Raw genomic sequence first — 24,370 nt, forward strand, 5'->3', positions numbered from 1 at the left:
GATAGCGTAAAAGTTGTCGCCCCAAGTGTAACAGAATGTGAGTCCTGATATGCCTGAAATCAAGGAGATAAATTATCCGACATTCACTGCGGCGGATGTTGAAATTAGCGGTGAACGCACCGTTTTTCAGGGTTTTTTCACGATGAAATCCTATCAGTTCCGTCATCGTTTATTTCGCGGTGGCTGGAGTGAGACTGTTACAAGGGAAATGTTCGAACGCGGTCATGCCGTCGTGGTTTTGCCTTTTAATCCACAGACTGACGAAGTGGTGTTGATCGAGCAAATTCGCTTGGGCGCTTTACCCGGTTCGGCCTCGCCCTGGTTGCTGGAAGCCGTTGCCGGTATGTTTGGCCCAGCTGAAGATGCCGAGCAAGTGGCGAGGCGGGAAGCTGAAGAAGAGGCTGGCCTGACACTTGGCCGGCTGGTGCCTATGCTCAGTTACTTGAGCAGCCCGGGGGGCACTACAGAACGCATTCATCTGTATCTCGGCGAGCTGTGTGGGTCTGTACAGGGCGGAGTGTTTGGTCTCGCGGAAGAGCATGAAGATATCAAAGTTCATGTCATGCAACGGCAACAGGCAATCGCTTTACTGAATGCCGGTAAAATCGACAATGCCGCGACGGTCATTGCGTTACAATGGTTATCTTTGCACCTGGAGTCGGTACGCCAGCAATGGGCGGTCCCGGCGGCACAGTCAAAAGAGGACAGATGTCAGCGATGAGTTTGGCAAAACCGCGGCGTTACCAGCCTTACGTACCGGACTTTTTAAGTTTGTGCGAGCGCAATTATGCGCAGCTACGGCATTTATTGCCGAGGGCAGGTCAGGTTGGCGATGCGGTACAAATTCAGGTCAGCGCCCTGGACAAGTACGAAGTGAGATTGCAGGAGCTTTGCAAATTCACCAGCACAGTACGGATTGAACATATTCAGACTCCGGCGTTGTCTGAACGCCTGAGTAGCTGGTTAAGGCCCCAATTTGACGTACGGCTCTATCATGACGCGCGCCTCGCTGAAGTGGTTGCCTGTCAGCAGGTGCGGCAATTTAAAGCGGTCTACGACTATCCGAATACTGACATGCTGCAGCCTGACGAAAAACGCCAGATCAATCTGTTGCTGCGAGACTGGCTGAGTCTGTGCCGGGCGCAAGGCCTGTGCAGCGCTGTGGTGTTGCTGTGACATCTGCAGTTTTTCCCTGGTCCTGTGGAACCGTGGTACAAATCACCGATTGCCATCTGTTGGCTGCGCCGGACGCTGAGTATCAGGGCATCCGGCCTTACCGGCATTTAGAACGGGTACTTGAGAGTCTGCGTGCGGAAGCGCCGCTGTTAATTCTGACCGGTGACCTGACCGAAGATCACAGTCCGGCATCCTATGTTTTGTTACAACAGCTATTGGCCGACTGGCCGGCACCGGTGTTTTTATTGCCGGGTAACCACGACGAACGCGCTGCGCTTGATGCGCTTGGCCAAATTCAACCGTGCCGGAGCGAGCGGCGGCTGCAGCTGCCGGGCTGGCAGTTGTGGTTGTTGGACAGTAAAGGCGACACGCCGGCCGGTAATTTTCCGCCTGAACGACTTTCAGAGCTGGAAGAGTGGCTGGGCGATAGCAGTAATCAGCCAATTTTCTGGTTTTGTCATCATCACCTGCTGCCGATCGGCAGCTTTATCGACCGTTTTGACCAGCAGGACAAAGCCGGTTTATTGGCGTTATTAGAGCGGGAGCCTCGTCTGCGGGGCCTGGCGCATGGCCATTGTCATCATGCCTACCAGTTTATTCAGCAGCATTTTGTTCAGGTCGGCTGCCCGGCCAGTTCAGTGCAATTTTTACAGACACCAGACTGGCAAACCGAAGATCAGGGCCCGCGGGCCTGTCGCTGGACTTTTCATGCCAGCGGCGAACTGCAATGGGAGTTTTTAACCTTTTGACGTCCAAACATATTGTTTACTTACACGGCTTTGCCAGCTCATCACAGTCGGAAAAAGCTGTGCTGGTGCGTGATTATTTTCAGCGGCATTTGCCACAGCATCAGTTATCAGTGCCGGATTTACCCTACACACCGGCTGAAGCCTGGCAGGAACTGCAGCAGTTGTGTCAGCACAACAAGCCTGATTTGCTGATTGGCAGCTCGCTTGGCGGCTTTTTAGCCACGGCGCTGGCCGAACAGTTCGGCTGTCGCGCCGTGTTAATTAATCCGGCGGTGCGGCCACATCTTCTGTTACAGCAGCATCTCGGCCGTTATTTTCATCCGGTGCGGATGCAGCACTATGAAGTGCGTGCTGAACATTTGCCGCAACTGCAGGAACTGCAGGTCAGGCAACTGCAACAACCGGCTCATTACCTGGTGTTATTGCAAACCGGCGATGAAGTGCTCGACTATCGTCAGGCGCAGGATTTTTATCTGCAATGTCAGTTAGATGTACAAGAAGGCGGCGATCACAGCTACCAGAACCTGCAAAGCCGGCTGGCGGATATTGTCAATTTCGGCCAATTAGCGTAAAACACTGTGGATTGATACAGCTGCGGGCGCAGTCCCGCGCGACCCACGCTTGAATCGCATTTCAGACTCCGGAACCTATGCATGACAGAACAACAATATAATGCCGATTCCATCGAGGTCCTGACGGGCCTTGAGCCGGTGCAACGTCGCCCTGGGATGTATACCGATACCACGCGGCCTAATCATCTGGCGCAGGAGGTCATCGACAACAGCGTTGACGAGGCTTTGGCCGGTCATGCCGATACAGTGCAGGTGATTTTGCATGCCGACCAGTCGATTGAAGTCATCGACAATGGCCGTGGTATGCCGGTGGACATTCACCCGGAGGAAGGCGTCAGCGGGGTTGAGCTGATTTTATGCCGGCTACATGCCGGCGGTAAATTTTCCAATAAAAACTACCAGTTCTCCGGTGGCTTACACGGCGTCGGTATTTCGGTGGTGAACGCCTTATCGACCCGTGTCGAAGTGTCTGTGCGCCGTGACGGCAACGTCTATGACATGGCGTTTGAACACGGCCATAAGGTCAGTGAGCTGGCCGTTACTGGTACGGTCGGCAAACGCAATACCGGTACCCGCGTGCGGTTCTGGCCAGATGCGAAGTATTTTGATTCATCGAAGTTTTCGGTCAGCCGGCTGTTGCATGTGCTGAAGGCCAAAGCGGTGTTGTGCCCGGGCCTCACCGTTAAATTTGACGACAAAGTCAACGAACAAAGCTACAGCTGGTGTTATATCGCCGGCATCCGCGATTATCTGGTTGATGCGGTCAAAGATTGTATAACGCTGCCGGAACAGCCTTTTGTCGGTAGTTTCAGCGCCAGTACCGAAGCGGTGGATTGGGCGGTGTTGTGGTTGCCGGAAGGCGGCGAGCTATTAACTGAAAGCTACGTCAACCTGATCCCAACTGCGCAGGGCGGTACCCATGCTAATGGTTTACGCCAGGGCTTGCTGGAAGCACTGCGTGAATTCTGTGAATTCCGCAATCTGCTGCCGCGCGGCATCAAACTGACGCCGGAAGATGTCTGGGACCGCTGCGCTTATATTCTGTCGCTGAAAATGCAGGAACCACAGTTTGCCGGTCAGACCAAAGAACGGCTGTCAAGCCGGCAGGCTTCGAGTTTTGTCAGCGGAGTGGTCAAAGACAGCTTCAGCCTGTGGCTGAACGAACATACCGACATTGCACAGACGCTGGCGGAATTTTGCATCAATAACGCACAAAAACGTTTACGTGCTGAAAAGAAAATCGTGCGGAAAAAAGTCACGGCCGGCCCGGCGCTACCCGGCAAGCTGGCTGATTGTAGCGGCTCAGATGTCAGTCGTTCCGAACTGTTTCTGGTGGAAGGGGATTCAGCCGGTGGTTCTGCCAAGCAAGCGCGCGATCGTGAATATCAGGCAGTGATGCCGCTGCGCGGAAAAATACTCAATACCTGGGAAGTTGAATCTGAACAAATCCTGGCGTCGCAGGAAGTGCATGATATTTCAGTGGCGGTTGGCCTGGACCCGAACTCTGCCGACCTGTCACAACTGCGTTACGGCAAAGTGTGTATTCTGGCCGATGCGGATTCTGATGGTCTTCACATCGCCACTTTGTTGTGCGCGTTGTTTGTCCGCCACTTCCGCGCCTTAGTCGAAGCCGGGCATGTGTTTGTGGCGATGCCGCCGTTGTACCGCATCGACATCGGCAAAGATGTGTATTACGCGCTCGATGAAGACGAGAAAAACGGCATTCTCGACCGGCTTGAAGCTGAGAAAAAACGCGGGAAAATCAACGTGCAACGCTTTAAAGGCCTGGGCGAGATGAACCCTCTGCAACTGCGCGAAACCACGATGGACCCCAATACCCGCCGTCTGGTGCAACTGACCATTGACGATGAACGTCAGACACTGGAAATGATGGATATGCTGTTGGCGAAAAAACGCGCCAATGACCGCAAGGACTGGCTGGAGCACAAAGGCGACCGCGCGATTCTGGCCTGAGGATTGTCAGCGCGCGCCGGTCGTTATACTCTGGGCTGCGGATTTATGCACTTTGGATGAATTATTATTACTATGAAAATCTGTGCAGTGTTTTTATTCACCACCTTGTGGCTCAGTGCTGCGGCAGTTCATGCAGCCGATCAGACGCAAACGGCGCAGCCGGAATGGTTGGTACAAATTCAGCAGCAAAAAAACATCCGGCCGGAAGCCATGCTGCAACTGGCAAAAAGCCACGAGGCTGATTTTGGCAACTGGAGTCTGGCGCAACAAGCCAGCTGGCTCAGTGAACTGTCGTTGATTTATGAAGCGCTGGGTCGCCACCGTGATCAGCTGGCTGCAGCGGAGCGGGGCCTGGCACTGGTGCCGGACCAGCTCAGCAAAACCCATATCGAATTGCTGTACAGCATGGGTTATGCGCTGGAAATGCACCGGGAATATGCCCAGGCCAATGAATATTATAAAAAAGGCATGGCGCTTGCGACTGAGCTCAAAGACGAAAAACTGATGATCCAGGGGCAACTGAATCTGGCGGCGATGCTGGCGGAAGAAAATCAGGATCAGGAAGCGCTGCAAACCTTAAAACTAGCCTATGAACGCGCCGTTAAGCTCAATGACAAAGAGACGCTGGCCAGCGTCAATGCAGAGCTTGGTCTGATGTACACCATGCTGATGAGCGATGAAGAAGCGCGCAAGCTCTTGGAAGAATCGTACCGGTTGTTTGACGAACTGGGCTGGGAAAAAAGTAAAATTTCGGTCTGGTACAACCTGGCGATGACGTACCACTATCAAAGCAAACCAGAACTGGCGCTGGAGATCTTCGATAAGATGCTCAAAGCAAGCTTGCAGGCGGAAGATCCGGTCCAGACGTATTATGCCTATCTTGGCCTTGCGACCACCAGTCGCGGTATGAAAAAGTACGATGCAGCTGTTGCATACATGGAGCAGGCCGACGCTTATCTGCCGCATTTGCAGTCAACTTACCAGCTCAGCGAACACCATTTTGAAAAAGCACTGATTTATCGGGCACTGGGCCAGACAAGTCTGGCGTTTCAGGAAGTTGATTTAGCAGCGGAGCAACTCGGTAATCAGCGCAATGTCTCGGATAAGTTTTACGCTCTGCATTTCGACCGGCTCAAAGCCCGCCTGTATGCCGACAATGGTGATTTTGAAAAGGCCTATAACCTGTTTGACCAGTTCTTCAAGAATTATGTCAGCCTGCAGGACGACAAACGGGATTTGCAGGTGCAGAAACTGCGGCTGAGTTTTGATGCCGAGCGGCAACAGGCACAAAACGAACTGCTGCAAAAAGATAACGAATTGCAGGCGCTGCGCCTGCTGGAAATCGAACACAAACGACAGATGCAGTGGCTGTGGATTGGCTTGTTTGCCAGTACCAGCCTGATCCTGCTGATTTTATTATTATGGCAATGGCGACGCCGTCGTCAGAGTGCTGCAGCAACAGCGCAAGGCTGAATGCTGGCGAAGAAGGGTAACGCATGACGGATATCATCATCAGTGCCGACGGGATAGAACAGCGCCCGATGCGGCACTTCACCGAAGAAGCCTATCTCAATTATTCGATGTACGTGATTATGGACCGCGCTCTGCCGCACATTGGCGATGGGTTAAAACCGGTACAGCGGCGTATTGTTTATGCGATGTCCGAATTGGGTTTGTCGCATGTAGCCAAATATAAAAAATCGGCCCGTACCGTCGGTGATGTGTTAGGTAAATTCCACCCGCACGGCGACAGCGCCTGTTACGAAGCCATGGTGCTGATGGCGCAGCCGTTTTCTTATCGTTATCCACTGGTGGACGGTCAGGGCAACTGGGGCGCGCCGGATGACCCGAAATCCTTCGCGGCGATGCGCTATACCGAAGCCAAATTATCCCGCTTCAGCGAATTATTGTTAAGCGAACTGGGGCAGGGCACAGTTGACTGGATCCCAAACTTTGACGGCACGCTGGACGAACCGAAAGTGCTTCCGGCGCGGTTGCCACATATTCTGCTGAACGGTGTCACCGGCATTGCCGTCGGGATGGCGACCGACATTCCGCCGCATAATGTGCGCGAAATTACCGATGCTGCCTGCCACTTATTGGATAACCCGCAGGCTTCAGTGCCGGATTTACTGCAGTATGTCAAAGGGCCGGATTATCCGACTGATGCGGAGATCATCACGCCACAGCATGAATTGCAGGCCATCTATGAAACCGGCCGTGGCAGCGTGCGGATGCGGGCAATTTATACGGTCGAAGATGGTGATATCGTCATTACCGCCTTGCCGCATCAGACTTCCGGTGCCAAAGTGCTGGAGCAAATCGCCGCACAGATGAATGCGAAAAAGCTGCCGATGGTGTCGGATTTACGCGACGAATCCGACCATGAAAGCCCGACCCGGATTGTCGTGGTGCCGCGCTCCAACCGCATTGATGTTGAACAGTTGATGCAGCATTTGTTCGCCACCACAGATTTGGAAAAATCCTATCGGGTGAACCTGAATATTCTTGGGCTGGATCAGCGGCCACGGGTGAAAAACCTGCTGGAGATCCTCAGTGAATGGCTGGTATTCCGCCGTGATACAGTGCGCCGTCGCCTGCAGCACCGGCTCGACAAAGTACTGGACCGCTTGCATGTGCTGGAAGCTTTGTTGATTGCGTTCCTCAATATCGACGAAGTGATCAAAATCATCCGCGAAAACGATGAACCCAAGCCGGTGTTGATCGAGCGCTTTCTGCTGACCGATCGTCAGGCGGAAGCCATCCTCGAGCTGAAATTACGTCACCTCGCCAAACTGGAAGAAATGAAAATTCGTGGTGAGCAGGACGAACTGAACAAAGAGCGCGAATACTTGCAGGGTATTCTTGGCAGCGAAAGCAAACTAACAAAACTCATCCGCGCAGAGTTACAGGCCGATGCGAAGAAATACGGCGATGAACGCCGTAGCCCGATAGTGCAGCGTGAAGAAGCAAAAGCGCTCAGTGAAAAAGAACTGCTGCCGAGTGAGCCGGTGACGGTGATCCTGTCGGAAAAAGGCTGGGTGCGCTGCGCTAAAGGCCATGACGTCGATGGTAACAGCCTGCAGTACAAAGCCGGCGACGGCTTTAAATCAGCGGCCAGCGGCCGTAGCAATCAGTACGCCGCTTTTATCGATTCCAGCGGCCGCAGTTTTGCCGCTGAAGCGCACGACCTGCCTTCAGCCCGCGGCCAGGGCGAGCCGCTGACTACGCGCTTTGCGCTGGTAGCCGGTGAAAACTTTGAGCATGTGCTGATGGCTGATAATCAGGTGCAGCTGCTCATTGCCAGTGACGCTGGTTATGGTTTTGTCGCCAGTTTTGAAGATCTGATCAGCCGCAATAAAGCCGGTAAAGCCTTGCTGAGTTTACCGACTGCTGCCAAGGTCATGACACCACAGGTGATTAAAGATCCGACTACTGATCAAGTGGTTGCGATTTCCAACGAAGGCCGGATGCTGGTATTCCCGGTCTCCGAGTTGCCTCAGCTGTCCAAAGGTAAAGGCAATAAGATTTTGAGTATCGCTTCAGCCCGGGCCGCCAGCCGGGAGGAATATTTAAAAATCCTCGCCGTAGTGCCGGCTGATAGCGGCATCACGCTGGTCGCAGGCAAGCGCAAGATGACTATTAAGGCCTCTGACTTAGCGCATTATGTCGGTGAACGCGGCCGGCGTGGTAACAAGTTACCGCGGGGTCTGCAGCGGATTGATGAGCTGCTGGTTGGTGAAGTCGGAGACTAACTTTGCTTGTTGTTGATAAAAGCCACCTGCGGGTGGCTTTTGTTTGCGCAATCCGTAGCCGGATGAATCATGGCAACGCAGGACTTCAGTGCACAGTTGTGCACCAGGCTGGCAGTGATCTCACTGTAGTTGTGATAAAAAAGGCTTCAATCCGCTCATTCAGTACAGATCAAACCAGCGTACAGCTGTAAACAGTTTATACTGCCGGCCTGATAAAAATGAGGTTGTGCCGTGTTAGCTCTGATCCGAATTCTGTTACTGGCTGGTTTTGTTGTGCTGACGACTGTCGCTGGTTTGTTGTTGTGTCTGGTGCGGCCATTTCACCGCGAAAACGTCGGTGTAGTGTCGGCCTGGTATGGTAAAGCCAGCCGGATATTGGGTGTAACTGTAGAGATCCGCCGTCACCCGGCAGTGCATGCTGCTATGCCATGTGTCTTTCTGGCCAATCATCAGAATAACTATGACCTGTTTACCATCAGTGGCGCTTTGATCCCGGGTACTGTCACTATCGGTAAAAAAAGCCTGAAATGGATCCCGTTCTTTGGGCAGCTGTATTGGTTCCTCGGCAATATCCTGATTGACCGCAACAATAAAAGTAAAGCGGTCGGTACTATGCAGGGGGCGGTGGAGCGCATCAGCCGTGACCAGTTATCCGTCTGGGTGTTCCCGGAAGGCACCCGCAGCCGCGGTCGCGGGCTGTTGCCGTTTAAAACCGGCGCCTTTCATATCGCGCAACAGGCGCAAGTTGGCATAGTGCCGATCTGTATGAGCAGCACCTCGTCGCAGATCAAACTGAACCGTTGGAACAATGGCAAAGTTATTATCGAATTCCTGCCGCCGTTAAGCCCGGCAGAGCTGCATGCGCCGGTCCGCGAGCTGGCATCCCGGGTACGTGAAATGATGGCAGGTAAAATTGCTCAGCTTGATAGCGAGTTACGCAGCGATTACACTGCCCAGACTACAACCGTCACAGGATGATCCAGATGTCTGAAAACTGGCAAGAATTTACCGAAGAGACTGTTAACGCACTGTTGGAAGACGGCAGTGATCCGGATGCGGAATACACAGTTGAGCACCATTTTTATCACGCCGATTTTGCGCAGCTGGAGAAGCTGGCGGTTGAAGTGTTTAAATTAGGCTTTGAAGTAACAGATGCTGAGGAAGTCGAATTTGAAGACGGCGGTAGTGCCTGGGTTTTTGACGCCATCCGCGAGCAGTCGCTGATTGCTGCAGAGATCACTGCAGATGCCATCAAACTGGAAAAGCTGGCGCAGAAATTCGGCATCGAATACGACGGCTGGGGCACCTACTTTGAAGGTGACGAAGAATTTGACGAGGATGACGAGGAGTAATCGCTTCTGAGTCTAAAAAAGAGCCTGCGGGCTCTTTTTTTATAGCTACAACATGGCTTGGATAAATGAGCACCAAACGTTGTTGTTTTGCGTTCAAAAACCGGCAACAGTCGCAATCGGTGGCAGGTTGTTGGATATCAGCACCTGCTGTTTGCTTGGTATCGTCAGAAAAATTTACACGGGCCTGCTGCTATATATTTTAAACATATGAATTAGAAAGACCTTTAATGTTGGTCTGGTTCATGCTTAATCTTTGAACAGGACACCGAAGCCGTACCTTGATGTCTAATGTATTGCACTCAGCTCTCAAGGAGAAGAATATGAACAAATTACTGAAAACTACAGCACTGGCCTGCGCTATGATGTTGCCGCAGTTCGCTCAGGCTGGTTTAGTGACACAGTGGGAATACGAAGTTGCATCTGAGTGGACCGGTGCGACATACGAAGCGACAGGTGATGGCTTAACCAGCACCACAAGTTCAGTCTTAAGCTGGGGTGCGGAAGGTGGCAGTTATGATACCGCCCCAAAAAATCGCAGCGCCTTGGTGATTAGCAATAGCCCTAAAGCAGGAACAGATCTGGTCACCAACAGTATGGCTTATGTGCTGACTAACGTCATTACTCACTTCAACAACGTGCTGGCTGGCGGCACAATGAGCCTGAAAACAGCTCTTCTAAAAACTACTTTAAAATTAAAACCATTTTTACCTGTATCAGGACCAGCTCTGCCGGCGAAAGAACTTGATTTCACGATTCGGTTTACGGAAACCCCCAATGACGCGAACTGTGGTTTCGACAGTGATTCAAACTGCGACGATATTTTCGTCATCGAAATTGGTAGCCTGGTCAATTCATTTACCTACGATGGCTATAAGTACACCACGTCTATTATTGAAACTACGTCCAGCCTTACAGGCTTAAGCCCTGCTGCCTGTATTGAAGCCGGAGCCTTACCTGGTTGTCTGGGTTTTAAAACCGTCGAAAATGCTGCAACTGACGCTCAGTTTGGCCTCCTGATCGACGGGGTTGAAGTTTCAGAACCAGCTGGTACTGCCGCGTTAGGACTTGGCTTATTATCATTATTCATGTATGGCCGCCGTCGTGCCGGCAAATGATTGAATGGATGTTAGAAAAGCCTGCTGATGCAGGCTTTTTTTATGGGCAAAAGATGTTTGGCGTCACATAAAAAAAGGCGCCGAAGCGCCTTTGAGTCTGCAAGCCGATTACTTTGAGCGGCGAGCTGATAAACGCAGTGCTAACACCGAGAAGGCCAGTAAACCCAGTGTTGCTGGTGCTGGAACTGTGATTTTCTCACCTTCAATGGTAAAACCAAATTGCGCTGTGGTGTTTTGTCCTTCAACAGTTTGGAATCCCACACAGCCAACAGGTGCATTAGCAATAGCACAAGCCGCGGCAGTCAAGGCGGTCAGTGACTGTGTGGTCTCTATCAGCTTCACGGTGTACTTGTAGCCGTCATAAACGAAATTAGTGACCAGACTCGCCGGGTTGTCGATAACAAAAATATCATCACAGGCGCCAACACTGCTGAAACCACAAGTTGCAGATGAACCAGTGTTTGATGTTTCTTTAAAACGAATGTCAAAGTTCAGTACTTTGGGTGGAAACAGCGGACCTACAGCTGGCGCCCATGGCTGTAAAGTCAGGGAAGTCGTTAACACTGCACTGGTCAGTGTCGAGTAGCCATTGAGTACGTTGTTGTAGTGGGTGATTGAGTTGGTTAACGCTGCCTGAGCCGCGTTGGTATTTGCAGTCGCAGGTGCTGCCATACCACCGATTTCCAGCGCGCTACGGTTTTTGGCGCCAGCGCCTTTGTAATTTCCGCCAGTGGCGCCCCAGCTGATCACATCGTTTGACACTGAAGTTGTGCCATTGCCTGAAGCGGTAAACACAACAGGTTGAGACCAGTTAGAAGCTGCCAGATATTGCCATTGGGTTACCAGTGTGGCTGATGCCGTCATTGGGACTGCGGCGGCAGCCAGTACAGAAACCGCGATTAAGTTGCGCATAAGACTCTCCATGAGAATGTTGTTTTAGCCTTTAGACTTACTACATGTCCGCTGAAGCATAAGCAAATTTTGAGCCAGTCATTAAGTCATTGAATACATATGATTATTAGATGTTTTTCATGAAGTCTATGTATAAAAAATGGACATTTGTTAAAGGATGTAATGGTGGCTTCATCGCTGACTAACACTATTTACAGCAGCTGAGCGCTGTGAATATCCCTGTAACAGTTAGTGCTCAGCTTGAGGCTGTATCTGCAGACTGTATGCTGTCGCGGAGTTGTCATGGTTGGTTGGTTCATGGTGAAGGTCTAAAGGAAGTGAACAGCTCTGTGAATCAGTCTGACACAGGCCAAATTGGTAACAAGGCTTCGATTGACTCAACTGTAGCCGAAACAGCGCGTTACGGCGTAACATGAGCTTTTTTTGTGGTGACATTGTGCTGATCCTCAAATCGTGAATGCTCAGCCTAGCTGCAGTTGATGGCAGATTTATGACAAAAAAGGCGACCCGCAGGTCGCCTTGATCAAGCTGTTGAAATCTCGTTACAGCGCAGCGATTTGTGCCTGTTGAACCAGTAACTTGGCAACTGCTGCTTCAGCGTCGGCCAGCTTTTCACGCTCTTTAGCCAGAACAGCTTCCGGTGCTTTAGCAACAAAACCTTCGTTGGCAAGCTTGCCGGCAACCCGGCTGACTTCCTGTTGCATCTTCTCCAGTTGCTTGGCGATGCGCGTCAGCTCAGCGTCTTTGTCGATGAGGCCTGCCATCGGAATTAACAGGTCCATCGCGCCTAACAGCTGCGTCGCGCTGGCGGGTGCTGTGTCTGCCGCGGTCAACACCGTGATGCTGTCCAGTTTGGCTAAGTTCAGCAGCAGGGCGCGGTTTTGCTCTAAGCGACGGCTGTCTTCGGCAGATAAGTTGCGCAGCAACACCGGCAGTGGCTTGGTTGGCGCAATATCCATTTCACCGCGGATGTTACGAATGGCCAGAATAAAGCCTTTGACCCATTCGATGTCGGCTTGCGCTGCTGCGTTCACCAGAGCGCTGTCAGCTGCCGGATAGGCCTGATTCATAATGCTGACACCGGCGCTGAAATCTTTGATTGCCAATGGCGCAACCCGCTGCCAAATCTCTTCAGTGATAAATGGCATGATTGGGTGCATCAGGCGTAACAGCGACTCCAACACTGTCACCAGCGTCTGGCGGGTGCCGCGTTGTTGCTCTTCAGTGCCTTTAAACAGTACAGGCTTCGTCAGCTCCAGATACCAGTCACAGAACTGGTTCCAGGTGAATTCGTACAGCGTATTGGCTGCCATATCAAAGCGGTAGCTGTCGAGGTACTGGCGGAACTGCGCTACCGTTTCCTGATACTGGCTTAAAATCCACTGATCGGCCAGCGACAGTTCGATGTCACCACCGTTGAGAGCAGTATCTTTGTCTTCCGTCATCATCGTGACGTAACGGCTGGCGTTCCACAGCTTGTTAACGAAGTTGCGGTAACCTTCCAGGCGCTTCATATCCCAGTTGATATCACGGCCGGTCGATGCCAGCGCCGCTAAGGTAAAGCGCAGCGCGTCAGTGCCGGTGGCTTCAATGCCTTCCGGGAATTGTTTTTTCGTCTGATTGCCGATTTTCTCGGCCAGTTGCGGCTGCATCATGTTGCTGGTGCGTTTTGCCAGCAAATCTTCGAGGCTGATGCCGTCAATCATATCCAGCGGGTCAATGACGTTGCCTTTGGATTTCGACATTTTGTCGCCGTTTTCGTCGCGGATAAGACCTGTCACATACACCGTCTTAAATGGTACCTGCGGCTTGCCGTTTTCGTCTTTGATGAAATGCATCGTCATCATAATCATCCGGGCGACCCAGAAGAAAATGATGTCAAAACCAGTCACCAGCACGTCAGTCGGGTGGAAGGTTTTTAAATCTTCGGTATTGTCCGGCCAGCCCAGCGTGGAGAAAGTCCACAGTGCAGACGAGAACCAGGTGTCTAACACGTCGTTGTCCTGGCGCAGCGACACGCTGTCATCCAGGCCATGTTTGGCGCGTACTTCGGCTTCATTACGGCCGACATAAACTTTGCCATCCGCGGCGTACCAGGCCGGAATACGGTGGCCCCACCACAGCTGACGGGAAATACACCAGTCCTGAATGTCCCGCATCCAGCTGTAATACATGTTTTCGTATTGTTTGGGCACAAACTGAATGTCGCCGTTTTCGACCGCTTCAATCGCCGTTTTCGCCATAGGCGCCACACGCACATACCATTGGTCGGTCAGCATCGGTTCAATCACCACGCCTGAACGGTCGCCATATGGCAGGGTGTTGGTCAGCTCTTCAACTTTATCCAGTAAACCTTGCGCATCTAACGCCGCAACAATAGCTTTACGGGCAGCGAAACGGTCAAGACCAGCGTATTCGGCCGGGATTGGTGCATCTAATGCGGTATTTTCTTCGCCGTTGGTAAAGAAACATTCGCCGGTGGCGCGGATAGTGGCATCCGGCGTCATCACGTTGATCATGGTGAGGCCGTGACGTTTACCAACTTCGTAGTCGTTGAAATCGTGCGCTGGCGTGATTTTCACGCAGCCTGAGCCTTTGTCTTTGTCGGCATGTTCATCAGCGATGATGGTGATGCGACGGTTGACCAGTGGCAGCAGAATGTCTTTGCCAATCAGCGACTGATAACGTTCGTCGTCCGGATTGACGGCAACAGCGGTGTCGCCGAGCATCGTTTCCGGCCGGGTGGTGGCAACGACGATATAATCTTTGCCATCCAGCGTTTTCACGCCATCGGCCAGCGGGTAACGCAGATGCCAGAAGCGGCCGCGTTGTTCTTTGTTTTCGACTTCTAAATCGGAAATCGCGGTGTGCAGTTTCGGATCCCAGTTCACCAGGCGTTTACCGCGGTAAATCAGGTCGTCTTCATACAAGCGGACAAACACTTCCTGTACGGCGTTAGACAGGCCTGCGTCCATGGTAAAACGTTCTTTGTCCCAATCGACGGAGTTGCCGAGGCGGCGCATTTGCGAAGTGATAGTACCGCCGGACTCGGCTTTCCATTCCCAGACTTTTTCGATGAAGGCATCACGGCCCATGGCGTGGCGGTCTGGTTTACCTTCAGCGGCCAGTTTGCGCTCTACCACCATTTGGGTGGCGATACCGGCGTGGTCGGTACCAACCTGCCACAGCGTGTTTTTGCCTTGCATGCGTTTATAGCGGGTCAGGGCGTCCATAATGGTTTGCTGGAACGCGTGGCCCATGTGCAGGCTGCCGGTGACATTTGGCGGCGGGATCATGATGCAGTAAGCGCCGTTGCTGTTATCACCTGACGGCTTAAAATAGCCTTTGCTTTCCCAGGCGTTGTACATTGCCTGCTCGATTTGACTCGGATTAAATGTTTTTTCCATGATTTCTGCCTGATCTGCTCAGCAACTAGACCCGTTTCACCAACGATTCGGGTTTATTCGGGGGTTCGCGTTTGCGGCTCAACCCCAAGCTGACGGTAATGTTTAAATTTTTGTCGCGCCGCAGCTTTGCCATGTTCGGCTGCCGGCACAAATTCGATGATTTGACTGAAGCGGTTGGCAAAAGCGGGCACTGTGTCGGTGAGGTTAATCAGCACCTGACGGCTGGTCCTTGGACCTTGCCAGCTGATCTCAACCGGCGCACCGCGCGCGGGGCCTTCGCCGGCCAGGTTGTGTGGCACAAAGCGTTCAGCGTCAAACTGCCATAATACCTCATCGACCGCCTCGGCGTCTTGCTGATTTGGGCAGTAAACAAAGACCCGCTGATTGGCGCGGAACAAGTCGGCACAAAGCTGGCAGGTCAAAGCAAAATGAGCCGGCATGCCGGCCAGCTCATCTTGTTGCAGCAAATAAAATTGCACTTGCATCAATTCGCACTCTTTGACAACAGGCCAGTGATTGTCACCGGCCTGTTGTTTGGGTTAATCCTGCGGATGATGACCGGCGCGGTTGATTAAAAACTGCGTCAGCATCGCGACCGGACGGCCGGTGGAGCCTTTGTCTTTGCCACCGCTGCGCCAGGCGGTGCCGGCGATATCCAGGTGCGCCCAGTTATATTTGCGGGTAAAACGCGACAGGAAACAGGCGGCGGTGATAGTCCCGGCGGCGCGGCCACCCAGGTTGCTGAAATCGGCAAACGGGCTTTCCAGCTGATCCTGATAATCATCCCACAGCGGTAAACGCCAGGCGCGGTCGCCACTTTGCTCGGACGCATTCAAAATTTCATGCGCCAGCGGATTGTGGTTACTGAGCAGGCCAGAGGCGTGTTTACCGAGCGCAATGACACAGGCGCCGGTTAAAGTCGCGACATCAATCACCACGTCCGGGTCAAAGCGTTCGACATAAGTCAGTGCATCACACAGCACTAAGCGGCCTTCGGCGTCGGTGTTCAGCACTTCAACCGTCTGGCCCGACATCGTCGTCAGAATATCGCCCGGCCGGTAGGCATTGCCGTCTGGCATGTTTTCCGCCGCAGCCAGCACGCCGATGATATTGAGCGGCAAGCCGAGCGAAACGGCTGCCTGCATAGTGCCAAGCACAGAGGCGGCTCCGCACATGTCGTATTTCATTTCATCCATCGCATCAGACGGCTTGATGCTGATGCCGCCGGTGTCAAAGGTCAGGCCTTTGCCGACCAGCACCACAGGCGCACTGTTATCGCCGGCGCCCTGATAATGAATGACCGCCATCGCTGCCGGATTTTCTGAACCACGTGCCACGGCAAGGTATGAGTTCATGCCCAGCGCAGACATTTCTGCGGTACCGAGTACGTCAACTTTGACTTTGTCGGACAGCTCGGTGAGTTTTTGCGCCTGTTCTGACAGCCACAGCGGTGTGCAGATATTCGGTGGCATATTACCGACGTCTTTACATTGTTTAATGCCGGCAGCGACAGCCAGGCCATGCTCGACGGCTTTTTCGCCGATAGTCAGGTCACGCCGCGTTGGCACGTTAAAGACAATTTTGCGCAGCGGCCGGCGGGTTTCATCTTTTTTGCTTTTTAGTTTGTCGAAGACGTACAGGCAATCTTGTGTAGTTTCAACGGCATGTCGCACTTTCCAATAAGTGTCGCGGCCTTTGACATGTAGTTCAGACAAGAAACAGACAGCTTCCATCGAACCGGTTTCGTTCAGCGTGCTGATGGTTTTGGCGATGATTTGACGGTATTGGCGTTCGTCGAGTTCACGTTCTTTGCCGCAACCAACCAGCAGCACACGTTCGCTCAGCACATTCGGCACATGGTGCAGCAATAACATCTGGCCGGGTTTGCCTTCCAGATCGCCGCGACGCAGCAGGTTGCTAATATAACCTTCGCTGATTTTGTCCAGCTGTTCGGCCACCGCAGACAGCCGGCGTGGCTCGTAGACACCAACGACAATGCAGGCACTGCGTTGTTTTTCCGGACTTCCGCTTTTAACGCTGAACTCCATGGGGACTCCTGATTCTAAGAGGCAAAATGCAGCAGGGGGCCGGACCGGGCGCTATGCTTGATAAAGAGCTGGTCTGAGCCGATAAAAAAGCTCGGAATCCGCTGCAGTTTCGTTGATAATAATTGCTATAAATATCCAGTTTACTTAAAAATTGCCAGCGCGCCAGCAAAAAGACTGGTTTTTAGGGGGCTTTTTTGATTGTTTTTCGCTACTTGATTGGTGAAGTATTTAAATCTCAGCTCGCAGTATTTCTGATCCTGATCACCATCATCTTGAGCCAGCGCTTCGTGAAAATACTGGCGGACGCCTCGGAAGGGGAACTACCGGGCCAGCTGGTGCTCACGCTGATTTCTTTGAAATTACCGCAGTTGGCCGTATTGATCTTGCCATTAGCGGCATTTTTAGGCGTTTTGGTGGCTTACAGCCGGATCTACGCCGAAAGCGAAATGACAGTGTTGCACGCGACCGGCATCAGTGAATGGTATGTGACCCGGCTGACACTGGTCCTGAGCTTGCTGATGGGACTGGCCGCAGCGGGTCTGATGATGTACTTAAGTCCATGGGCTGCCGAACGTGAATACGAAATTATGGCCAAAGCCGATGCCGATTCCGGTTTGTCGACGCTGTTACCCGGCCGCTTCCAGCAAACTTCTAATGAAAAAGCCGTGGTGTTTGTACAGGACATGAACCGCGATGGCACCCAATTGTCGCGGGTGTTTCTGGCGCAATCAGCCAGTGAAGATAATTTAAGTGGCTCGGTGGTATATGCCGAAACCGGTGCTGTGGCTGAAGACAGCAATGGCGCGCAGCGGCTGGTGCTCAGCAACGGCCGGCGCTATGCCGGTTCTGTTGATTCACCACAGTTCGATGTGCTGGAGTTTGGCCGTTACGACATTCAAATCCGGGAACAACAAGTTGAGCAGCGCCGGCGCAAACTGAGTTCGTTGCCGACTGACCAGTTGCTGGCGGTGGACAGTGCTGAAGCCAAAGCCGAGTGGCACTGGCGGCTGGCGATCCCGATTTCTATTCCCATTCTGATGCTGCTGGCGGTACCGCTCAGCCGGGTCAATCCGCGTCAGGGTAAGTTTGGTAAGTTATTGCCAGCCTTGGCGTTATTTCTGGGTTATTACATTTTATTAATTGTCTGCCGCAATCTGATTGAAAACGAAAAAATTCCGGCGGCGCTTGGCATGTGGTGGATCCACGGTCTGGCGTTGGCGCTTGGGGTGTTTTTGTTACTGCAAAACCGCGCCGGCTATCAGCGTTTCACTGCGCGCCTGAATGGCCGGAGCCGGAGTCAGCATGCTTAAAATTATTGATGTCTATATTGGCCGGATCATTTTATCCACCACTTTACTGAGCCTGACAGTGCTTTTGGTGTTATCCGGCATGTTCCGCTTTATTGACCAGCTTCGCCTGACCGACCGTGGCGACTACACAGTGTTAGTGGCAGCGATGTTCAGCCTGTTTACTATTCCCGGTGATTTGGTGACCTTTTTCCCGATGGCTGCACTGATTGGCGGGCTGATTGGTCTTGGTATGCTCGCCAGTAACAGCGAACTGGTGGTGATGCAGGCGGCTGGCTTGTCGCGGCTCAATATCATCAGCTCGGTGATGAAAACCGCCTTATTGATGATGGTGCTGGTAATGGCCGTGGCTGAGTGGGGCGCGCCGACCGCGGAGAAATTTGCCCGTGAACTGAAAGCCAAAGCGATTTCCGGTGGCGATTTATTAGCGGCGCAGCAAGGCGTGTGGGCCAAAGACGGCGACGATTTTGTCAATATCCGGCAGGTGTCGGATGGCGGTGATTTAAAAGACATCACCATTTTTGAATTCACACCGGATTTGGCCTTGCAGGCCATCGTGCATGCGCGTACTGCCAGCTTTTTTAATGGCGTCTGGCAGTTGCAGGATGTCAGTCGGTTGGCCTTTCGCGATGAAAAAATCGAAAAACACCATTGGCCTGAGCAGCGCTGGCGCTCGACTTTAACGCCGGACAAACTCGGTGTGATGTCGATTAAACCTGAACTACTGAGTTTAAAGGGCCTGGCTGAATACATCGAATACCGTCAGGTGAATCAGCAGGAAAGTAGTCGCTATCAGCTGGCATATTGGCGCAAGGCCACCCAGCCGTTGACGATAGTGGCGATGTTGCTGCTGGCGTTATCGTTTATTTTCGGCCCACTGCGAAGTGTGACGATGGCCGCCCGGGTACTGATGGGTATTCTGACTGGTTTTGGTTTTTATATGGCCAATGAAGTGTTTGGCCCGGTCGCGCTGGTCTATCAATTGCCACCCTGGTTAGGGGCCATTGCGCCAAGCGCACTGTTTATCGGCGTGGCCGTTTATCTGATGCAAAAGCGCGGGTAGCAAAGCCTACCGCGCATCACGGTGTAAATTCAGCGCGCTGCTTTGTTCCTTGGTCAGGACCACCACAATAGTGCCGGCTATTTGGTCTTGCAGCGCCAGGCCTTTGCCCCAGCGCAGCCACAACCAGAAATTACCAAGGCCACCTAATGACGTCAGCAGACGAACAAAGGCCTGACGTAATGTCACTGGCTTGCCATCCGCGCTTAACAACAACATCCGCCAGGCACGCATACCGAGTGTCTGGCCGGCTTTGACCCAGAAATACAGATAAAACCACAGTATGCAGGCGATGCTGTACAGCTGAAACCAAAGCGCATGTTTTTGAATATATTCCGCTTCGTCCTGATAACCCTGCAGCGAAATCACACCGGCTTTGGCTAATAAGGTCACGGCGCCAAGTGCCAGCGCCATCGCAAACATCCAGATCGCACAAATGACTAAAAGGTCATACATGATGGCAGACAAACGGCGCAGCAGGCTGGCACGGGGGGCTTCAGTATACATAGAGACTCCAGTTCAGAACCGGCGGCAGTCTAGCATGATGGTCTGTCCGGCGTCAGCTTTGGCCTCTCGTCCCGCTTGCCTGTTTTGTGAAATTCAGTCAAATTGACAGCGCTGTCAACCTCAAGGGAAAGCACCGATGTCCGTTCTGTTTAGCCGAATCAATAAGCAAACCAGCCTGCAAATACTGGGCATCAGTCTATGCGCGCTGATATTCAGTCACAATGCCGCCGCCGAAAGTTCCTGCAACACCAAAAGCCTGCAGGGCAGCTGGGAGCTGCAATCAGCGATTTACCGTGACCAACACGGTAAAGTGGTCAGCGAAATCAAAGACCAACAAACCAAAAGCCGCAAACTGATAGCTGACCACCATTTCAGCTTTATTACCTGGCATCCGGACGGCACGTTTGAAGTCGCTGCCTCCGGCAGGTTCAGCTCCGATGCTAAGGGCTATCACGAGCAGGTCGACGCCACTTCATTGCCACGGCTGCAGGGCAAAACCTACCATTTCCAGTGTCAGATCGAAGGCGACAAATGGCTGCACCAAGGCCTGGAAGATGGCATTCAGATTGAAGAACACTGGCAGCGGGTTAGCGCTGTCCATCAATGACACATTGGTCTTACACACAGTGGATTTTGAATCCGCTGCGTCTACAGCACTCAATACTGCTGTAAAATTGTGCAATTGATTGTCAGGACTGAGATTTTACTTGCAGGGGCGGGGCGGCTTTGTATAATGCGGATGTTTACCCCAGCAAGATCCCCCTGAATGCCTAGGTGGCGAAATCGGTAGACGCAGCGGATTCAAAATCCGCCGATGAATAATCGTGTCGGTTCGAGTCCGACCCTAGGCACCAAATACAGTAAATTCGTATTATATCAAACACTTGAACTTCGGCTTTGCATATTGGTTTTCATGAATCTGACTATCCTTGCTGGATAATGCTATCCAGTCGTGCTACATCATTATCAGTTTTAATTTGAACCCATAATGGGAAATGATCGCTCAACTGCCAGGTTAGTTTATTTTTTGCGATGCCAGTGCCTTTAAACAAGGCTTCCATCAACCCATTGCTTGAAAAATCAATAATCCCGCCTTTGCCTGAGTAACTAAAAGCACCTTTAGCCCGGTGCAGTATTTGGTCGTACCTTTTATGCCCTGGGCTTACAGCTGTGTCGTGAATGGATTCAAGAGCTTTAGGCATTTTCAGCTTACTGTTCACTGTCAGTGCTTGGTAAAATTTGTCACCAATTTTGGGGATATTAAAATCTCCGACAACAATGATGTCCTGATCAAACACTTTATCCGCGCTATCGTCCCATCGACTGGAAATCCAATCACCAAAGCTTTGTAGTTCTTTAATACGACCAGCTTCGTCTCCCCACCGGGCGTGCATTGCGACCATAATGAAATCAAAGCTGCCGGCCTGGAAGGATGCAATATATGGCGAGCGCCACCACGACTGCTGGCTGATGTATTCGGCGCCAATTTTATTGCGGTTTGGCTGTGCTTCTGCGGCCAAACCGGTAAAAGCTACCATCCGTTTGTCATAGAGATATGCAGTACGCTCCCAATTGCCGCCGGCATCGGCCTGCCAGTCGCTCATGACAAACTTCCAGTGGGGCCCTAAGCGTTGTAATACTCTTTTAAGTTCTTGGACGTCGTCGCGTAACTCTGTAATTGCAATTAGATCAAATTGATAGAGTATTTGCGCGATAAACAAAATGGCGTCATCAGTGCGCGGCGTCTTACCGAAATCGCGGATATTCCAGGTTGCGATATTTAAACTGACATCAAGTTTGGATGCCGGAATTTTTGCTGCATCTATCCGGTCGATTAAAAGCTTTAACCGGCTGGCGGTATCTGCAGATAAATTGGCGTAGTCCATAAATTGTCCATGTTTCCTCTTTAGGAAAACGATAGATGACAATTGAGGATTTGCCAGTCAAGCGTTGTTTTTTGTGATTCAGGGGGACTGTGTCTGTTAGCCGCCGGGTCAGTCTTTGATAGAGCGCTTTTTCACTAGCTGCAACGGATAGAGCAGAGACGCCAGCATCAGTTTTGCCACGAGGCGGGTTTTAGCCTGAAACCACAGGCAAACAAAACCAGAGACGAAAAAAGCGACGACTGTTGCCCATGCTGCCCCGACAGCGCCATATTGCGGGATCCACCATAAGTTCAGCACAATATTGACACAAGCCCCGCTTAGATGGCTGACCAGGCTGAATTGGGCAAAGCGTTCGGCAACCAGCCATTGACTCAGGCCCTCCCGCCACGCCACAAACACACCTGACCAGACATGGCAAACCAGGATCGTCGCTGCCAGCTGAAAGCCTTCACCATATAGCAGATGGATTAGCCAATCGGCGCTGAAGCTGATAAACACAGCAAACAGGAGCGCCAGATAAAACACCAATGCCAACAATTGCTTGAGCCTGAGCTGATAGAGGTCACTTTGTTGGTGATGCAACAACAACAGGCGTGGCGCAGCAACCATAAACAGCAATGCCGGCACCGTATACCAGAGTTCTGATAATTTGGTAGCTGCCGCATAGATACCGGCGGACTCAGCGCCTTGCATCTGTGTCAGCATCACGATGTCCAACCGTAAATACAGGACTGCGGCAAAACCGGAAGCGACCAGATAAAATGACTGTCGGAGTACCGGTTTGAGCTGCGCAAAATCAAATTTTTCCACATCCGGCAATAGTTTGGCCTTGGCGTGATGCAGAAACAACCATCGATACAGCGCAGGAATTGCAATCAATTCGCAGGCATGTAGCAGCACAATCACATCCAGAGAGGGTAGCAGCAGTGCTGTGGCGATTTTGGCTGCTGCAAAAAGCAGTGTCGTGAGCAGCCGGTAGCCGGCCAGATAGCTGTGCATGTTTTGTTGTTGAAACCAAAACTGATACACATCAAAGGCATAAAAGATCTGCGCCCCCAGAAGCAACGCAAATAGCAGGCTTAACCTTGCCTGACTCTCTAACAGCAGAAAACACAATCCCCCGGTCAATGCCACAGCAAAACCAGCGAAGAAACGGGCCTGCATGGCACTGTAAAGCAGACTGCGCGGTCGATCTGTCACCGTCAGTTCCCGTACCAGGATCCGGGCTAAACCCAGGGAGTACAAGGGAACTGCAAAAGTTAATAACGACAACAGATAATGAAAATGACCAAACTCTGCTGCGCCGAGCTGCCGGGCAAGTATGCTGCTGAGTAATAAAGTTACTAACAGTTGTATGCCACGCTCAGCCAGCAACAGCACAAAGTGTCGCCCGAGGCTAGTCCGGCCAGACCAGCGCTGCCAGATCTCAGGCAAGACATTTCCTGGGTTTTACACACAGACGATGTGCCGGACAAATCAGGTGATTGCCGTCAGCTGACAATTCACCTAATGCCAGGTCGGCACCGGCATGTGGACAATAGCGTGGAAATTGCTTCAGCTGGCCTTCGACCATTACATCAATGCGTTCGTGGTCAATATAAGTCGGTTGTAATGAAGAACCTTTTTGTTCAGCTGCAGCGAAAGTGGTGGCGGTTGATTCTGGTACAAATAAGGCTGGTGCGAAGGATTTGGCCAGGGTCAGATTATTAAAGCGGCCATGCTCAACGCCAATGTAGTTATAACGATACTTTTGGTGGAACTGCGGCTTTTCCACCGCACAGCGCATACTCAGTGCCACCCGGGTCTGGCCAGACTGATTGATCACAGAACCATGCAATAACTCTGCACAGAAAATCACTGCATCGCCGGCCTGCAGATCTGTCACGTAGTGCTGACTCGGGTATGTTTTGACACCAGGCTGGATCTCCTGGCCGTCCGGGTCGTGTTTCGGATGGTAATCTAATGAATGCAGTAAAATGCCCATACCATTTTGTGCATTGGCTTCTGTCAGTGCCAGCCAGACGTTAATGGTATTTTTTGGATGACCCCGCCAGGAATCTTTATGCTGGCCGTGTGGATTGAGCTTACCGCGGCCAATTTGTTGTTCGATGTAAGCTTCATGATCTTTAACAAAAGCATAGGGCAAATGCAGACGGATGTTTGGTTGCAATTCCAGGTACATTTGCCGGGTATGAGGGGAAAGCAGCCGGTGCATAATGCTGCTTTGCAGCTGTAAGCTCAGAGGTGAGCTTCGGGCGACCCGGGCTTGCCGGACTATGTCATGCACTGTTTGCTTCAGATGGATCTGGCTCAGATCTGCGACATCACAGGCAAAATATTGCTGGCTCAGCTGAGTAAAATCTTGCTGTAAACCGAGCTTATCGATTAGCTGCCGGACTATGATAACGTCACCTTGCTGTATAGCGGCAAGTGCGGCGGACTCAGGGATTATTTGCTGCTGACTGACCGAAAAATAACTTAGCTCGCCCGGCAGTGGTTTTATCGATTGGAAGACCGCCTTGTTGGCCCTGTATCGACGCATGGCGCTCA

The 24,370-nt window shown here is 52.0% G+C and carries 21 protein-coding genes and 1 tRNA gene; 14 read left to right on the forward strand and 8 right to left on the reverse strand.

Annotated elements, in window-relative coordinates; translation table 11 throughout:
* The first annotated feature begins 49 nt into the window (after positions 1 to 49).
* From nudF to Q399_RS0107440, 10 genes are all read left to right on the forward strand, one after another.
* Positions 50 to 721, forward strand: a complete 672-nt coding sequence (gene nudF, locus Q399_RS0107395; protein ID WP_051685836.1) for an ADP-ribose diphosphatase — start codon at positions 50 to 52, stop codon at positions 719 to 721.
* The gene (locus Q399_RS21040; protein WP_245612851.1) at positions 709 to 1,176 is read left to right on the forward strand and encodes a DUF1249 domain-containing protein; all 468 of its coding nucleotides are present in this window, start codon (positions 709 to 711) and stop codon (positions 1,174 to 1,176) included. Before nudF ends, Q399_RS21040 begins: the two co-directional genes overlap by 13 nt.
* Positions 1,173 to 1,925, forward strand: coding sequence for a metallophosphoesterase family protein (locus tag Q399_RS0107405; RefSeq protein WP_051685857.1), 753 nt, complete (start codon positions 1,173 to 1,175; stop codon positions 1,923 to 1,925). The genes Q399_RS21040 and Q399_RS0107405 overlap by 4 nt, the downstream gene beginning before the upstream one ends.
* Positions 1,922 to 2,497 (forward strand): YqiA/YcfP family alpha/beta fold hydrolase, encoded by a 576-nt coding sequence (locus Q399_RS0107410; RefSeq protein ID WP_031567281.1) that lies wholly within the window; start codon positions 1,922 to 1,924, stop codon positions 2,495 to 2,497. The genes Q399_RS0107405 and Q399_RS0107410 overlap by 4 nt, the downstream gene beginning before the upstream one ends.
* An 81-nt stretch (positions 2,498 to 2,578) precedes the next feature.
* Positions 2,579 to 4,471 (forward strand): DNA topoisomerase IV subunit B, encoded by a 1,893-nt coding sequence (gene parE, locus Q399_RS0107415; RefSeq protein WP_031567284.1) that lies wholly within the window; start codon positions 2,579 to 2,581, stop codon positions 4,469 to 4,471.
* A gap of 72 nt (positions 4,472 to 4,543) precedes the next feature.
* Complete coding sequence (locus Q399_RS0107420; protein ID WP_031567286.1) at positions 4,544 to 5,944, forward strand: tetratricopeptide repeat protein; 1,401 nt, start codon at positions 4,544 to 4,546, stop codon at positions 5,942 to 5,944.
* Between the two features lie 23 nt (positions 5,945 to 5,967).
* Positions 5,968 to 8,226 (forward strand): DNA topoisomerase IV subunit A, encoded by a 2,259-nt coding sequence (gene parC, locus Q399_RS0107425; protein ID WP_031567288.1) that lies wholly within the window; start codon positions 5,968 to 5,970, stop codon positions 8,224 to 8,226.
* 231 nt (positions 8,227 to 8,457) lie between these two features.
* A complete protein-coding gene (locus Q399_RS0107430) occupies positions 8,458 to 9,204 on the forward strand; it encodes a 1-acylglycerol-3-phosphate O-acyltransferase (protein ID WP_031567290.1) in 747 nt (248 codons plus the stop codon).
* A gap of 5 nt (positions 9,205 to 9,209) precedes the next feature.
* On the forward strand, positions 9,210 to 9,578 hold the full coding sequence (gene rraB, locus Q399_RS0107435) for a ribonuclease E inhibitor RraB (RefSeq protein ID WP_106388966.1): 369 nt from the start codon (positions 9,210 to 9,212) through the stop codon (positions 9,576 to 9,578).
* A 281-nt stretch (positions 9,579 to 9,859) separates the two neighbouring features.
* Positions 9,860 to 10,693, forward strand: coding sequence for a THxN family PEP-CTERM protein (locus Q399_RS0107440; RefSeq protein ID WP_157836252.1), 834 nt, complete (start codon positions 9,860 to 9,862; stop codon positions 10,691 to 10,693).
* 108 nt (positions 10,694 to 10,801) lie between these two features.
* Here Q399_RS0107440 and Q399_RS0107445 read toward each other — a convergent pair whose 3' ends face one another.
* The 4 genes from Q399_RS0107445 to pepA all read right to left on the reverse strand — a co-directional run bounded on the left by Q399_RS0107445 (position 10,802) and on the right by pepA (position 17,060).
* Positions 10,802 to 11,605 carry a THxN family PEP-CTERM protein gene (locus Q399_RS0107445; RefSeq protein ID WP_031567297.1) on the reverse strand — a complete coding sequence of 268 codons (804 nt, stop codon included), beginning with the start codon at positions 11,603 to 11,605 and terminating at the stop codon, positions 10,802 to 10,804.
* Between the two features lie 542 nt (positions 11,606 to 12,147).
* A complete protein-coding gene (locus Q399_RS0107450) occupies positions 12,148 to 15,012 on the reverse strand; it encodes a valine--tRNA ligase (RefSeq protein WP_031567299.1) in 2,865 nt (954 codons plus the stop codon).
* 53 nt (positions 15,013 to 15,065) lie between these two features.
* Complete coding sequence (locus Q399_RS0107455; RefSeq protein WP_031567301.1) at positions 15,066 to 15,497, reverse strand: DNA polymerase III subunit chi; 432 nt, start codon at positions 15,495 to 15,497, stop codon at positions 15,066 to 15,068.
* A gap of 54 nt (positions 15,498 to 15,551) precedes the next feature.
* The gene (gene pepA, locus Q399_RS0107460) at positions 15,552 to 17,060 is read right to left on the reverse strand and encodes a leucyl aminopeptidase (protein WP_031567303.1); all 1,509 of its coding nucleotides are present in this window, start codon (positions 17,058 to 17,060) and stop codon (positions 15,552 to 15,554) included.
* Between the two features lie 194 nt (positions 17,061 to 17,254).
* Between pepA and lptF the strand changes: the two genes are divergently transcribed.
* Positions 17,255 to 18,370, forward strand: a complete 1,116-nt coding sequence (lptF, locus tag Q399_RS0107465) for an LPS export ABC transporter permease LptF (protein WP_031567306.1) — start codon at positions 17,255 to 17,257, stop codon at positions 18,368 to 18,370.
* Positions 18,363 to 19,430 (forward strand): LPS export ABC transporter permease LptG, encoded by a 1,068-nt coding sequence (gene lptG / locus Q399_RS0107470; RefSeq protein ID WP_031567308.1) that lies wholly within the window; start codon positions 18,363 to 18,365, stop codon positions 19,428 to 19,430. Before lptF ends, lptG begins: the two co-directional genes overlap by 8 nt.
* A gap of 6 nt (positions 19,431 to 19,436) precedes the next feature.
* Here the strand turns inward: lptG and Q399_RS0107475 are convergent, their stop codons facing one another.
* On the reverse strand, positions 19,437 to 19,934 hold the full coding sequence (locus Q399_RS0107475) for an RDD family protein (protein ID WP_031567309.1): 498 nt from the start codon (positions 19,932 to 19,934) through the stop codon (positions 19,437 to 19,439).
* 136 nt (positions 19,935 to 20,070) lie between these two features.
* Between Q399_RS0107475 and Q399_RS0107480 the strand changes: the two genes are divergently transcribed.
* Together Q399_RS0107480 and Q399_RS0107485 are read left to right on the forward strand one after the other, a co-directional pair.
* The gene (locus tag Q399_RS0107480; protein WP_031567311.1) at positions 20,071 to 20,541 is read left to right on the forward strand and encodes a hypothetical protein; all 471 of its coding nucleotides are present in this window, start codon (positions 20,071 to 20,073) and stop codon (positions 20,539 to 20,541) included.
* 161 nt (positions 20,542 to 20,702) lie between these two features.
* Positions 20,703 to 20,788: transfer RNA gene (locus Q399_RS0107485), tRNA-Leu, on the forward strand.
* A 69-nt stretch (positions 20,789 to 20,857) separates the two neighbouring features.
* Here the strand turns inward: Q399_RS0107485 and Q399_RS0107490 are convergent.
* The 3 genes from Q399_RS0107490 to Q399_RS0107500 all read right to left on the reverse strand — a co-directional run bounded on the left by Q399_RS0107490 (position 20,858) and on the right by Q399_RS0107500 (position 24,362).
* Complete coding sequence (locus Q399_RS0107490; RefSeq protein WP_031567313.1) at positions 20,858 to 21,820, reverse strand: endonuclease/exonuclease/phosphatase family protein; 963 nt, start codon at positions 21,818 to 21,820, stop codon at positions 20,858 to 20,860.
* 108 nt (positions 21,821 to 21,928) lie between these two features.
* Positions 21,929 to 23,254 (reverse strand): flippase, encoded by a 1,326-nt coding sequence (locus tag Q399_RS0107495; RefSeq protein WP_031567315.1) that lies wholly within the window; start codon positions 23,252 to 23,254, stop codon positions 21,929 to 21,931.
* On the reverse strand, positions 23,247 to 24,362 hold the full coding sequence (locus Q399_RS0107500) for a phytanoyl-CoA dioxygenase family protein (RefSeq protein ID WP_157836253.1): 1,116 nt from the start codon (positions 24,360 to 24,362) through the stop codon (positions 23,247 to 23,249). The genes Q399_RS0107495 and Q399_RS0107500 overlap by 8 nt, the downstream gene beginning before the upstream one ends.
* Between the last annotated feature and the right edge of the window lie 8 nt (positions 24,363 to 24,370).

Source organism: Rheinheimera texasensis DSM 17496, from assembly GCF_000711985.1.
Taxonomy (GTDB): Bacteria; Pseudomonadota; Gammaproteobacteria; order Enterobacterales; family Alteromonadaceae; genus Pararheinheimera; species Pararheinheimera texasensis.